The organism is Streptomyces sp. F63 (assembly GCF_018070345.1).
GTDB lineage: Bacteria > Actinomycetota > Actinomycetes > Streptomycetales > Streptomycetaceae > Streptomyces.
Map to the genome: position 1 here is coordinate 165950 of NZ_JAGPXX010000005.1, position 13563 is coordinate 179512.

Below are 13563 nucleotides of genomic sequence, written 5' to 3' on the forward strand. Positions count from 1 at the left end.
GATGAGCCAGGCGGCGCAGAACCTGAACTGGTTGATCACCAATTTCGTGGACAACACCCCCGGGGTGTCCCACACCGTGGTGGTATCCGCCGACGGACTCCTCCTCGCGATGTCCGAAGGGTTCCCGCGCGACCGCGCCGACCAGCTGGCGGCCGTGGCCTCCGGCCTGACGTCGCTGACGGCCGGCGCCTCCCGCATCTTCGAGGGCGGCGCCGTCAACCAGACCGTGGTGGAGATGGAACGGGGGTTCCTCTTCATCATGTCCGTCTCCGACGGTTCCTCCCTGGCCGTCCTCGCCCACCCCGAGTGCGACATCGGCCTCGTGGGCTACGAGATGGCACTCCTGGTCGACCGCGCCGGAAACGTCCTCACCCCGGACCTCCGAGCGGAACTCCAGGGAAGTCTTCTCAACTGATCGCACGACCTAGGTACGACCAACCGACCGTCGGGCCGATCCCCCCTCGCACCACCGGCCTCCCCCCATCGGTCCCCGCCAGACGACAACCGTTGTCCAGCCCGGAGGAACCATGACACCGCCGCCCGCCTCGCCCGGCCCGTACGGCGCCGCACACCACGCGCCGTACGGGGACGACGGCGAACAGCCACTGGTGCGGCCGTACGCCATGACCGGTGGCCGGACCCGTCCGCGCTACCAGCTCGCCATCGAGGCGCTGGTCAGCACCACGGCCGACCCCTCCCAGCTGGGGACTCTGCTCCCCGAGCACGCGCGGATCTGCCACCTGTGCCGTGAGGTCAAATCGGTGGCCGAGATCTCGGCGCTCCTGGCCATACCCCTGGGGGTGGCCCGCATTCTGGTCGCCGACCTGGCCGAGGCCGGCATGGTGGCGATCCACCAGCCGGGCGGCAGCGGCGAGGCCGGCGGTACGCCGGATGTGACACTGCTCGAAAGGGTGCTCAGTGGACTTCGGAAGCTCTAGCGCCGCGCCGCGCGCCACCACCTCGGCGAAGATCGTGGTGGCGGGCGGCTTCGGCGTGGGCAAGACCACGTTCGTCGGCGCGGTGTCGGAGATCAATCCGCTGCGCACCGAGGCCGTGATGACCTCTGCCTCCGCGGGGATCGACGACCTCAGCCAGGTCCAGGACAAGACCACCACCACGGTGGCGATGGACTTCGGCCGTATCACCCTGGACCAGGACCTGATCCTGTACCTGTTCGGCACCCCCGGACAGGACCGCTTCTGGTTCATGTGGGACGACCTCGTCCGCGGCGCCATCGGCGCCGTCGTCCTCGTCGACACCCGCCGCCTCGCCGACTGCTTCCCCGCCGTCGACTACTTCGAGAACAGCGGCCTCCCCTTCGTCATCGCCCTCAACGGCTTCGACGGACACCAGCCCTACACCCCCGAGGAAGTCCGCGAAGCCCTCCAGATCGGCCCCGACGCACCCATCATCACCACCGACGCCCGCCACCGCGCCGACGCCAAGAGCGCCCTCATCACCCTCGTCGAACACGCCCTCATGGCCCGCCTGAAGTAGCTCTGCGCCATCAACTATCAGGACAGACAGGGAAGTTGGTAACGAGGCGGGCTGTGTCCTTTGACACGGCCCGCCTCCGTGTTCATAACGATTCCAAAGAGAATTACCCGGGCCGGTAAACCCGTTGCGTTCGAACAACTTCACAGCGCTCATAATTCGGATATACTTTGTCGACATTCGTCCTGAATGTCGCTTTTCCCGGCCGTTTCGAGACCGCGGAAAGCTCCTTCCCGGTGTTTGGAATGCGCACGCCTGACGTGCTGCAATTCCCTGAAACTCCTGCACAGGAGCTTGTCCAGGACAGACGGCACACCGCGAGGTGCCGGCGCCGAGAGGTTGTTGGTCGAGTGAGGCGAAGCAAGTCCGGCCCCGCGTCGCACGAGGCGTCGCGCGGCAACTTCACCCCGCCGTCGCGCACAGCGGCGCCACCGCCCGCGGAAGCGCCCGAACCGCCCCCGCCCTCCCGCGGCGGCCGGTTCTCCGTGCAGAACTGGCGGGTGCCCGCCAAGCTGAACGCGGTTCTGCTGATCCCCGTACTGGTCGGTCTGGTCCTGGGTGCGTTCCAGGTCAACGGCTCGATCGACACGCTGCAGGAGGCCAAGGAGGCCGAGCGCACCGCACGCCTCGTCCGGGCCGCCGCGACCTACGGTCATCTGCTGCTGGACGAACGCGACGTCACCGCAGCCCCGCTGCTCGCGGGTGACCGGGACAACAAGATCGTCACCGAGGCCCGCGCCGCCAGCGACGCGGCCCGCCAGGACTTCGAGGCCGCCGTCCAGGACATGCCCGACCGGCCGGGCCTCAACCGCCGGCTGGACGCCTACCGCGAGGTCGAGCCCCAGCTCGACAGCCTCCGTGAGAACGCCTACACCAGCAAGCTCCCGGGGGTGCAGACCGAGGAGAACTACGTCAGGGTCCAGCACGTCCTGATGGAGTTCGCCAACGAGCTCGGCCTGGGCACCGGCAACGTCACCAGCTACGGCCGCACGGTCTACGCGATCTCGCTGACCAAGGCCGCGCTCTCACTCGAGCGCTCCATCGGTATGCACCTGCTGGTCAAGCCGGGTCCCGACGCGGCGAGCCGCAGCGCCCAGCTCACCGCCTTCAGCTCGTACGCGTACCTGGAGAACATCGCCCTGGGCGAGTACGTGGGAGGCGGCACCCCGGAGGACCAGCAGCTCCTGGAGAGCGCGCTGCGGGACGCCCAGAAGAAGGGCAAGGAGAAGGTCGAGGAGGCCAAGCGGCAGGCGGACGCGGCCGGCGTCGTCTTCGTTCCGCCGCCCTCCTTCGACAAGATGGTCACCTCCATCGCGACCAACCGGAACGGCGACGAGCTCAAGGACTCCGGCATCACGCCGGAGACCTGGTTCGCCACCGCGACCGGCAAGTTCGACGCCTACCGCTCGGTGGAGAAGCAGCTTGTCGACGACGCGGTGACCGAGACCCGGAACATCTCCAGCGACGCCCAGCGGGAAGCGGTCATCACCGGCGCCCTGGTGGTCCTCGCCCTGCTGGCCGCCTTCATCCTGGCCGGTATGACCGCCCGCTCGATGAGCCGCTCCATGCAGCGACTGCGCACCGCCGCCTTCGACGTGGCCGAGCAGCGCCTGCCGAGCCTCGTCGACCAGCTCTCGCGGACCGACCCGGGCCGGGTCGACACCCGCGTCGAGCCCATCCCGATCACCAGCCGCGACGAGATCGGCGAGGTGGCCCGCGCGTTCGACCAGGTCCACCGCGAGGCGGTCCGGCTCGCCTCCGAGCAGGCCCTCCTCCGGGGCAACGTCAACGCGATCTTCACCAACCTCTCCCGCCGCAACCAGGGCCTCATCGAACGCCAGCTCACCCTGATCACCGACCTCGAGAACAACGAGGCGGACCCGGACCAGCTGGAGAACCTGTTCAAGATGGACCACCTCGCGACGCGTATGCGGCGCAACGGTGAGAACCTCCTGGTCCTCGCGGGCGAGGACCCCGGCCGCCGCTGGAACCAGCCGGTGCCGCTGGTCGACGTGCTCCGCGCCGCCGCCTCCGAGGTGGAGCAGTACGAGCGCATCGAGCTGAGCGGCGTCCCGGAGACCGAGATCCACGGCACCGCGGTCTCCGACCTCGTGCACCTCCTCGCCGAGCTGCTGGAGAACGCCACCTCGTTCTCCTCCCCGCAGACCAAGGTCCGGGTCACCGCGACCCGGCTCCCCGACGGCCGCATCATGGTCGAGATCCACGACAAGGGCATCGGCCTCACCGCCGAGGACTTCGCGGACATCAACCACAAGCTGGCCAACCCGCCCACCGTGGACGTGGCGGTGGCCCGGCGCATGGGTCTCTTCGTGGTCGGCCGCCTCGCGGACCGGCACGGCATCCGCGTCCAGCTCCGTCCCTCCGGGGAACAGGCCGGTACCACCTCACTGGTCATGCTGCCCGAGAACATCACCCACGGCGGTGGCGGCGATCCGGCCCCCGAGGACGACTTCACCGTCTCCCGGATCGTTCCGGAGCAGCCGCACTCCTACAACGGCGGCCAGGAGCACCAGCTCCCGATGCGGACGGCGGCCGAGCTCGGCTTCGACGAGTCCCGCTACGAGCGGGCACCCGACGACGCCCGGGAACTGGACCCCGTGGGCCGCTCGCGGATGCGCGAGGACCTCCGGGCCCAGCTGGAGGCCCAGGCCGCCGAGCAGCAGCCGGCGTACCAGGACGAGAGGGAGCCGCAGGGCTACCTGCAGGAGGAGGCCCCCCAGGAGCCGCAGGGCTACGAAGCGGAATATCCGCGGGCGGCCTATCCGGAGCAGAACTACGCCCCGCAGGACTACCAGAACTCGGGTTACCAGGACGCGGGTTACCAGCAGAACGGCTATCCTGATGCGGCCTACGGCGAAGCCGCCCCGGCTGACCAGCAGTCGTACTCGCCCTTCGGCACTCAGCCCGCCCAGCCCGCGCCGCCCGCGCAGAACCGGTGGACCGAGCCCTTCCGGCAGGAGGAGCGGTATGAACCGGATCACGGACCGGAATCGGAACCCTCCGGCGCTCCCGCTGACCGGCCGGAAAGCGTAGGCTTCGAACGTCCGGGCCCCTCCACGAGCGGCGCCCAGTCCCTGACCGGAGCGGGTCTCCCGCGCCGCGACAAGGTCTGGCAGCCGTCCGAGGAGCGGGAGCAGCAGCAGCCTCAGGAGACCTCCTCCACGGGCGACCCGGACTGGCGCTCGGCGAATGACGACCGCTGGCACCGGGCCGAGCGTCTCCGGGAGCCCAAGGCAGGCGGGGTGACCCCCTCCGGTCTCCCCCGCCGGGTACCCAAGGCCAACCTGGTCGAGGGCACCGCAGAACAGACCCCGCAGGGCGGCCCCTCGGTCTCCCGCGCCCCGGAGGACGTCCGCGGCAGGTTGAGCAACCTGCGGCGCGGCGTCCAGCGGGGACGTAACGCGGGAACGGACACAGGCCACCAGGGCTTCGGCCCCGGCGGCAGCAGCACCTACGATCAGGAGCGTTAGTGTGAGCCCGATGAGCCAGGCGGCGCAGAACCTGAACTGGTTGATCACCAACTTCGTGGACAACACCCCCGGGGTGTCCCACACCGTGGTGGTATCCGCCGACGGACTCCTCCTCGCGATGTCCGAAGGGTTCCCGCGCGACCGCGCCGACCAGCTGGCGGCCGTGGCCTCCGGCCTGACGTCGCTGACGGCCGGCGCCTCCCGCATCTTCGAGGGCGGCGCCGTCAACCAGACCGTGGTGGAGATGGAACGGGGGTTCCTCTTCATCATGTCCGTCTCCGACGGTTCCTCCCTGGCCGTCCTCGCCCACCCCGAGTGCGACATCGGCCTCGTGGGCTACGAGATGGCACTCCTGGTCGACCGCGCCGGAAACGTCCTCACCCCGGACCTCCGAGCGGAACTCCAGGGAAGTCTTCTCAACTGACCAAGACACCGTGCGTTTCGCGTCACCGCGCCATAAGGTGCGGTGACGCGAGACCTCGCAGCAACGGGGACCGGCAGAGCAGAGGCAGTTGGAGGAGGAAGACGTGGCAACGCCCCCGAGCGGGTACCCCTATGGCGGATATCAACCCCAGCCACAGGGCGAGCCCGGGCAGCGATACGACTACCCCTCCGTTCCCGGCCACCACCAGGAGCCGCCGCAGCAGCGCTCGCCCTACGAGCAGCAGCCGCAGCAGCAGCACCGGCAGGGCTCCCCCGCCGCCGGCAGCCGGAACCCCCTGGTCCGGCCGTATGCCATGACCGGTGGCCGGACCCGTCCGCGCTACCAGCTCGCCATCGAGGCGCTGGTGCACACCACGGCGTCCCCGGGCCAACTGCAGGGCCAGTTGCCGGAGCACCAGCGGATCTGCCATCTGTGCCGGGAGATCAAGTCGGTTGCCGAGGTCTCCGCGCTCCTCACCATTCCTCTCGGCGTCGCCCGAATCCTCGTCGCCGACTTGGCCGAGGCCGGGCTCGTCGCCATCCATCAGCCCGGCGGCGACGAGTCCGCCGGCGGCCAGCCAGACGTGACACTGCTCGAAAGGGTGCTCAGTGGACTTCGGAAGCTCTAGCGGCGCGGCACGCTCCACCACTTCCGCGAAGATTGTGGTGGCGGGCGGCTTCGGCGTGGGCAAGACCACGTTCGTCGGCGCGGTCTCGGAGATCAATCCGCTGCGCACCGAGGCCGTGATGACCTCTGCCTCCGCGGGGATCGACGACCTGACGCACGCGCCGGACAAGACCACGACGACCGTGGCGATGGACTTCGGCCGTATCACCCTGGACCAGGACCTGATCCTGTACCTGTTCGGCACCCCCGGACAGGACCGCTTCTGGTTCATGTGGGACGACCTCGTCCGCGGCGCCATCGGCGCCGTCGTCCTCGTCGACACCCGCCGCCTCGCCGACTGCTTCCCCGCCGTCGACTACTTCGAGAACAGCGGCCTCCCCTTCGTCATCGCCCTCAACGGCTTCGACGGACACCAGCCCTACACCCCCGAGGAAGTCCGCGAAGCCCTCCAGATCGGCCCCGACGCACCCATCATCACCACCGACGCCCGCCACCGCGGCGACGCCAAGAGCGCCCTCATCACCCTCGTCGAACACGCCCTCATGGCCCGCCTGCGCTGACTCCGGCCGCCGGCCGGGAGCACACGGCACGCCGCCGAGAGGTCCCCGTACCCCTTCAGGGGGGCGGGGACCTCTCGCGTCCGGTGGCGGGTCCCGGGTGCGGGGCGGACCGGGCCCGGTACGGCCGCGGGCCGGGCCGGGCCGGCGGAGCGGAGGGACACACACGGACGGCGGGCCCGGACCGGGAAAGATCCCGGTCCGGGCCCGCCGTGAACGCCGTGGGCCCGCTCGGTGGCGGTCGGCTGACCGGCCGCGCCGGCGCTCCGTCCCGGCCCGTCAGCCCTGCCAGCTGTGCGGTGCGCGGAAGCCGTGGCCGCGCTCCGGGCGGTGCCAGCGGGGAGCGCTGCGGTGCGGGCGGGCCGGGTGGTGGCGGCGCGGGCCGGGGTGGACCGGTGCGGTGGCCCGGGCGAGCAGGACGGCGGTGAGGGCGGCCAGCTCCTCGGGGCCGGCCTGGCCCTTCTCGACGCGCAGGAAGTCGGCTGCGTTCATCGGTGTTCTCTCCGTAACTGCCGTTACTGGGGCGGGTTGCCGTGCTTGCGGGAGGGCAGGTCGGCGTGCTTGGTCCGCAGCATGGCCAGGGACCGGATCAGCACCTCGCGGGTCTCGGCCGGGTCGATGACGTCGTCGACCAGGCCGCGCTCGGCGGCGTAGTAGGGGTGCATCAGCTCGGCCTTGTACTCCTTGACCATCGCGGCCCGCATGGCCTCGGGGTCCTCGGCGTCGGCGATCTGCTTGCGGAAGACGACGTTCGCGGCGCCCTCGGCACCCATCACGGCGATCTCGTTGGTGGGCCACGCGTAGGTCAGATCGGCTCCGATGGACTGGCTGTCCATCACGATGTACGCCCCGCCGTACGCCTTCCGCAGGATCACCGAGATCCGCGGAACGGTGGCATTGCAGTACGCGTAGAGCAGCTTGGCGCCGTGCCGGATGATGCCGCCGTGTTCCTGGGCGACGCCCGGGAGGAAGCCGGGCACGTCCAGCAGCGTGACCAGCGGGATGTTGAAGGCGTCGCACATCTGAACGAAGCGTGCGGCCTTCTCGCTGGCCTCGATGTCGAGCACGCCCGCGAGGGACTGCGGCTGGTTGGCGATGACGCCGACGACCTGGCCGTCGAGGCGGGCGAGCGCCACGATGACGTTGGTGGCCCAGCGCTCGTGCACCTCCAGCAGCTCGCCGTCGTCGACGAGTTCCTCGATGACCCTGCGCATGTCGTACGGGCGGTTGCCGTCGGCCGGGACCAGGTCGAGCAGGACCTCGCCGCGCCGGTCGGCCGGGTCGTCGGAGTGCGCCGCGGGCGGGTTCTCCCGGTTGTTCTGCGGCAGCAGCGACAGCAGATAGCGGACCTCGTGGAGACAGGTCTCCTCGTCGTCGTACGCGAAGTGGCACACCCCGGAGGTCTCGGCGTGCACATCGGCGCCGCCGAGTCCGTTCTGGCTGATCTCCTCACCGGTGACGGCGCGGACGACGTCCGGGCCGGTGATGAACATCTGCGAGGTCTCGCGGACCATGAAGACGAAGTCGGTGAGGGCGGGGCTGTAGGCCGCGCCGCCGGCGCAGGGGCCGAGCATCACCGAGATCTGCGGGATCACCCCGGAGGCCCGGGTGTTCCGCTGGAAGATGCCGCCGTAGCCGGCGAGGGCGCTGACGCCCTCCTGGATCCGGGCGCCGGCGCCGTCGTTGAGGGAGACCAGCGGCGCCCCCGCGGCGATGGCCATGTCCATGATCTTGTGAATCTTGGTGGCGTGGGCCTCGCCCAGCGCGCCGCCGAAGATGCGGAAGTCGTGGGCGTAGACGAAGACCGTCCGGCCCTCCACGGTGCCCCAGCCGGTGATGACACCGTCGGTGTACGGGCGCTTGGCCTCCAGGCCGAAGCCGGTGGCCCGGTGCCGGCGCAGCGGCTCCACCTCGCGGAAGGAGCCCTCGTCCAGGAGGAGGTCGATCCGCTCGCGGGCGGTCAGCTTGCCCTTGGCCTTCTGCGCCTCGGTGGCCCGGTCGCTCGGGCCGCGCCGGACCTGCTCGCGGATGGCACGCAACTCGGCCACCCGCCCACGGGCATCGCTCGCCTCGGGCGGCGTCTCGTCCAGAAGGGTCATGTATCGACCCTACGAAACGCGGCCCGGGAAACCGTGCGTAGATTCCGCACAGTCTCCGCCGCCAATTCCTGGCCGGCTTGGACAGAACCGGTCTTGTCACGCCGGCTCCCGACTACTGCCGCGACCCAGCGATGTGGAGTTCCCACAAAGAGACCTGCGCGGGACCGGCGGCGCCCGAGCGGCCGGGACCGGCCCCACGCAGTCCCCGCACCCGCCCCGGCCGGACTCCCCCGGCCGGGGCGCGGGTGTTCCGCCGCAGCGCTACAGCTCCTCCGCGGGCGCCACACCGGCCCGCAGCAGACCGTAGGTGTACGCGTCCTCCAGGGCCTGCCAGGAGGCCGCGATGACGTTGTCGGCGACGCCCACGGTGGACCACTCGCCCTCGCTGTCCTGGGTGGTGACCAGGACCCGGGTGGTGGACCCGGTGCCGTGCCTTCCCTCCAGGATCCGCACCTTGTAGTCGACGAGCTCCATCCCGGCCAGTTGCGGAAAGATCCGCTCCAGTCCCACCCGGAGCGCCCGGTCCAGGGCGTTGACCGGGCCGTTGCCCTCGGCGGTGGCGACGATCCGCTCCCCCTTGGCCCACAGCTTCACAGTGGCCTCGTTGGCGTGGGTGCCGTCCGGCCGGTCCTCGACGATGGCCCGCCAGGACTCGGTGCGGAAGTGGCGGCGGGCCCTGCCGTCGACCTCGGCCCGGAGCAGCAGCTCGAAGGAGGCGTCGGCCGCCTCGTAGGTGTAGCCCGCGAGTTCGCGCCCCTTGACGCGGTCCACGACCCGGGCGATCAGGTCCCGGTCGCCGCCGAGGTCGACGCCGAGCTCCTTGCCCTTGAGCTCGATGGAGGCGCGGCCGGCCATGTCGGAGACCAGCATCCGCATGGTGTTGCCGACCAGTTCGGGGTCGACGTGCTGGTAGAGGTCCGGATCCACCTTGATCGCCGAGGCGTGCAGCCCGGCCTTGTGCGCGAAGGCGGAGACCCCCACGTACGGCTGATGGGTGGAGGGGGTGAGGTTGACGACCTCCGCGATCGCGTGCGAGATGCGGGTCATCTCGGCCAGCGCCCCCGGGGGCAGCACCCGGCGGCCGTACTTGAGCTCCAGGGCCGCGACGACCGGGAAGAGGTTGGCGTTGCCGACCCGCTCGCCGTAGCCGTTGGCGGTGCACTGGACATGCGTGGCGCCCGCGTCCACGGCAGCCAGTGTGTTGGCCACCGCGCAGCCGGTGTCGTCCTGGGCGTGGATGCCCAGCCGCGCGCCGGTGTCGGCGAGGACGGTCGCCACGACGGCCTGGATCTGGGCGGGCAGCATCCCGCCATTGGTGTCGCAGAGGACGACCACATCGGCGCCGGCCTCGTGGGCCGTGCGGACGACCTGCTTGGCGTAGCCCGGGTTGGCGCGGTAGCCGTCGAAGAAGTGCTCGCAGTCGAGGAAGACCCTGCGGCCCTCGGCCCGCAGATGGGCCACGGTGTCCCGGATCATCGCCAGGTTCTCGTCGAGGCTGGTGCGCAGGGCCAGCTCGACGTGGCGGTCGTGGGACTTGGCCACCAGCGTGACCACCGGAGCGCCGGATTCCAGCAGCGCCCGGACCTGCGGGTCGTCCTCCGCCCGCACCCCCGCCTTGCGGGTGGCGCCGAACGCGACGAGCCGCGCGTGCCGGAAGTCGATCTCGGCGCGGGCGCGCTGGAAGAACTCCGTGTCCCGCGGGTTGGCGCCGGGCCAGCCGCCCTCGATGTACCCCACACCGAAGTCGTCCAGATGCCGCGCGATCTTCAGCTTGTCGGCGACGGTGAGATTGATGCCCTCGCGCTGCGCTCCGTCGCGCAGCGTGGTGTCGAAGACGTGGAAACTGTCGTCCCCCTGAGCGGGGCCGCTTGCGTCCGTCATGACTCTTCCGAACTCCTGTCGGGATCTCGGTCTACCTGGGACCCCCCTGCCCGGGGGCTGGGGGGAACCGGTTCCACCGTCCTCCGCTGATCCCCGCGCTCCGTGTACCGGCATGGGGTGGGCCGGAAAACGAAAAAACCTCTCGCGGGTGCGAGAGGTCTGCGCGCGGGTCCTGGGACACGGTGTCCGCTGCCGCGGTTCTGCTGCGGTTCAGCGGTCACTGGGGACCGGCGCGCCTGCTGCCAATAATCGTGGCGAACGAGAGCACGGGGGCAGTCTGGCACATCCGCGCCCCGGCGCTTCTTCCTGTCTCAGGATGCGGTCAGTTGTCCGGAAACCGCCGGTGGCACGGCATCCGTGCCACCGGCGGAGGGCCTGCGGTATCCCCTCGCGGGGGCCGGTGCCGGTCAGCAGATGCGGTGCATCCAGTGGTGGGGGTCGGGGGCGGCGCCGGTCTGGATGTCGAGGAGCGCCTTGCGGAGCTGGAGGGTCACCTCACCGGGTTCGCCGTCCCCGACGGTCCAGTTGCCGCGGGCCGACTTCACCGAACCGACCGGGGTGATGACGGCGGCGGTGCCGCAGGCGAACACCTCGGTGAGGGAGCCGTCGGCGTTGCCGCTCCGCCAGTCCTCCACGGAGATGCGCTCCTCGGCGACCTCGTATCCGAGGTCGGCGGCGATGCTCAGGAGGGACGCCCGGGTGATGCCGGGGAGCAGGGAGCCGGAGAGCTCGGGGGTGGTGATGCGCCGCTTGCCGTCCCGGCCGCCGTGGACGAAGTAGAGGTTCATGCCGCCCATCTCCTCGATCCAGCGGCGCTCGATGGCGTCCAGCCAGACGACCTGGTCGCAGCCCTGCTCGGCGGCCTGGGCCTGGGCGACGAGGGAGGCGGCGTAGTTGCCGCCGGCCTTGGCGGCACCGGTGCCGCCGGGGGCGGCCCGGACGTACTCCTCGGAGAGCCAGACGGAGACGGGCTTCACGCCGCCGGGGAAGTAGGCGCCGGCGGGCGAGGCGATGACCAGGAAGAGGTACTCGTTCGCCGGGCGGACCCCGAGGCCGACCTCGGTGGCGAACATGAACGGCCGGATGTAGAGGGACTGCTCGCCCGTGCCGGGGACCCACGCCCGGTCCTGGGTGATGAGGGCGTCGACGGCGGCGAGGAAGAGCTCGGTGGGGAGCTCCGGCATGGCGAGGCGGCGGGCGGAAGCGCGGAAGCGCTCGGCGTTGGCCTCGGGGCGGAAGGTGGCGACGGAGCCGTCGGGCTGCCGGTACGCCTTCAGCCCCTCGAAGATGGTCTGCGCGTAGTGCAGCGTCATATTGGCCGGGTCGAGGGACAGCGGCGCGTACGGGACGAGTTCGGCGTCGTGCCAGCCGCGGCCCTCCGTCCACTTGATCGTCACCATGTTGTCGGTGAAGTGGCGGCCGAAGCCGGGGGCGGCCAGGATCGCCTCCCGTTCCGCGGTGGGCAGCGGGTGCGCGGAGGGCTTGAGCTCGATCGTGGGCGTCGTCATGTCTGCTGTCCTTCACCGTGAGTCGTGGCGGACCGCGCACTCGCCACCGGCGTTTGCAGGACGTCCGAGTTTCTCGCGAAGCGGCCGCTTCACCCGATTATCGCCAAGGGGGCCGGGGAGAGGAAACCGGTCGTCCGGGACCGGCGGGCACCGCGGACCGGGATCGATGGTCGCACCCCTGCACCGCGCTTGTCAGCGGCCCCGCCGCCGCGGGACCACACCCGGCCGGCCGGCGGGCGCCGCCGGGGCGTGCCGCGGAAGCTCCCCGGCGCGCCCGCGGCCCCCCTTCCGGCGCGGGAACGGGCGCCGCGGACGGCGGAGTCGGGACCTCCCGGGCGGAAGGGGTCAGCCGGCGACCCGGCCGGCCAGGGCGTCGCCGATCTCGTCGGTGGTGCGGGACCGCCCGGGGCCACGGGCCGCGAGGTCCTCGGCCACGGCCGTCTCGATCCGGGCCGCCTCCGCGCCGTAGCCGAGGTGCTGCAGGAGCAGGGCGACGGAGAGGACGGTGGCCGTGGGGTCGGCCTTGCCCTGCCCGGCGATGTCGGGGGCCGAGCCGTGGACCGGCTCGAACATCGACGGGAACGCGCCGGTCGGGTTGATGTTGCCGGAGGCCGCCAGGCCGATGCCGCCGGTGACGGCCGCCGCGAGGTCGGTGAGGATGTCGCCGAACAGGTTGTCGGTGACGATCACGTCGAACCGCTCGGGCTGGGTGACGAAGAAGATCGTCGCCGCGTCGACATGCAGGTAGTCGGTGGTGACCTGCGGGTACTCCGCCCCGACGGCGTCGAAGACCCGCTTCCACAGATGGCCGGCGTGGACCAGCACGTTGTTCTTGTGGACGAGGGTGAGCTTCTTCCGCGGCCGGGCGGCGGCCCGCTCGAAGGCGTCGCGGACCACCCGCTCCACCCCGTACGCGGTGTTCAGGCTGACCTCGGTCGCCACCTCGGCCGGCGTGCCGGTGCGCAGGCTGCCGCCGTTGCCGGTGTAGGGGCCCTCGGTGCCCTCGCGGACGACGACGAAGTCGATGTCCGGGCGGCCGGCCAGGGGCGTGGCCGTGTTCGGGAAGAGCTTCGAGGGGCGGAGGTTGATGTGGTGGTCGAAGGCGAAGCGCAGCTTCAGCAGCAGCCCCCGCTCCAGTACGCCGGAGGGCACGGACGGGTCGCCGATGGCGCCGAGCAGGATGGCGTCGTGGCTCCTGAGCGCCTCCAGTTCGCCGTCCGGCAGCGTCTCGCCGGTGGCGTGCCAGCGCCGGGCGCCCAGGTCGTACTGACGGGACTCCAGCTTCACATCCTGGGGGAGCACCGCGGTCAGGACCTTCAGGCCCTGTGCCACGACCTCCCCGCCGATGCCGTCACCGGGGATCACTGCGAGATCGATGCTGCGAGACATGCCCGGCACCCTACTCCGCGTCCCAGCCCATGACATGGGGAGTCCACGATGCGGTCATCGTGTGGCGGGCGGACACGGGGTGCGGACCGTGTC

12 protein-coding genes are annotated in these 13563 nt (G+C 71.0%); 7 read left to right on the plus strand and 5 right to left on the minus strand.

The window, feature by feature from the left end:
- The first annotated feature begins 1 nt into the window (after position 1).
- The 7 genes from KBZ10_RS08165 (at position 2) to KBZ10_RS08195 (ending at position 6596) form a co-directional block, all read left to right on the plus strand.
- A complete protein-coding gene (locus KBZ10_RS08165; RefSeq protein WP_030549494.1) occupies positions 2-415 on the plus strand; it encodes a roadblock/LC7 domain-containing protein in 414 nt (137 codons plus the stop codon).
- Between the two features lie 112 nt (positions 416-527).
- Positions 528-938 (plus strand): DUF742 domain-containing protein, encoded by a 411-nt coding sequence (locus tag KBZ10_RS08170; protein WP_210986832.1) that lies wholly within the window; start codon positions 528-530, stop codon positions 936-938.
- A complete protein-coding gene (locus KBZ10_RS08175; RefSeq protein ID WP_210986833.1) occupies positions 919-1497 on the plus strand; it encodes an ATP/GTP-binding protein in 579 nt (192 codons plus the stop codon). Before KBZ10_RS08170 ends, KBZ10_RS08175 begins: the two co-directional genes overlap by 20 nt.
- A gap of 347 nt (positions 1498-1844) precedes the next feature.
- Positions 1845-4985 (plus strand): nitrate- and nitrite sensing domain-containing protein, encoded by a 3141-nt coding sequence (locus KBZ10_RS08180; protein ID WP_210986834.1) that lies wholly within the window; start codon positions 1845-1847, stop codon positions 4983-4985.
- Between the two features lie 10 nt (positions 4986-4995).
- Positions 4996-5409, plus strand: a complete 414-nt coding sequence (locus KBZ10_RS08185) for a roadblock/LC7 domain-containing protein (protein ID WP_030549494.1) — start codon at positions 4996-4998, stop codon at positions 5407-5409.
- A gap of 103 nt (positions 5410-5512) precedes the next feature.
- Complete coding sequence (locus tag KBZ10_RS08190) at positions 5513-6037, plus strand: DUF742 domain-containing protein (RefSeq protein WP_210986835.1); 525 nt, start codon at positions 5513-5515, stop codon at positions 6035-6037.
- Positions 6018-6596, plus strand: a complete 579-nt coding sequence (locus tag KBZ10_RS08195) for an ATP/GTP-binding protein (protein WP_210986836.1) — start codon at positions 6018-6020, stop codon at positions 6594-6596. Before KBZ10_RS08190 ends, KBZ10_RS08195 begins: the two co-directional genes overlap by 20 nt.
- Positions 6597-6872: 276 nt before the next feature.
- On the opposite strand, the gene KBZ10_RS08200 is transcribed toward KBZ10_RS08195, so the two are convergent.
- The 5 genes from KBZ10_RS08200 to KBZ10_RS08220 form a co-directional block, all read right to left on the minus strand.
- On the minus strand, positions 6873-7085 hold the full coding sequence (locus KBZ10_RS08200; protein ID WP_210986837.1) for an acyl-CoA carboxylase epsilon subunit: 213 nt from the start codon (positions 7083-7085) through the stop codon (positions 6873-6875).
- A 23-nt stretch (positions 7086-7108) separates the two neighbouring features.
- Entirely contained in the window at positions 7109-8692 is a 1584-nt protein-coding gene (locus tag KBZ10_RS08205) for an acyl-CoA carboxylase subunit beta (RefSeq protein ID WP_210986838.1), read from the minus strand.
- Positions 8693-8953: 261 nt separating this feature from the next.
- Entirely contained in the window at positions 8954-10573 is a 1620-nt protein-coding gene (gene cimA, locus KBZ10_RS08210; protein WP_210986839.1) for a citramalate synthase, read from the minus strand.
- A 407-nt stretch (positions 10574-10980) separates the two neighbouring features.
- A complete protein-coding gene (locus tag KBZ10_RS08215; protein ID WP_210986840.1) occupies positions 10981-12081 on the minus strand; it encodes a branched-chain amino acid aminotransferase in 1101 nt (366 codons plus the stop codon).
- Positions 12082-12426: 345 nt separating this feature from the next.
- Positions 12427-13470, minus strand: coding sequence for a 3-isopropylmalate dehydrogenase (locus tag KBZ10_RS08220; RefSeq protein ID WP_210986841.1), 1044 nt, complete (start codon positions 13468-13470; stop codon positions 12427-12429).
- Between the last annotated feature and the right edge of the window lie 93 nt (positions 13471-13563).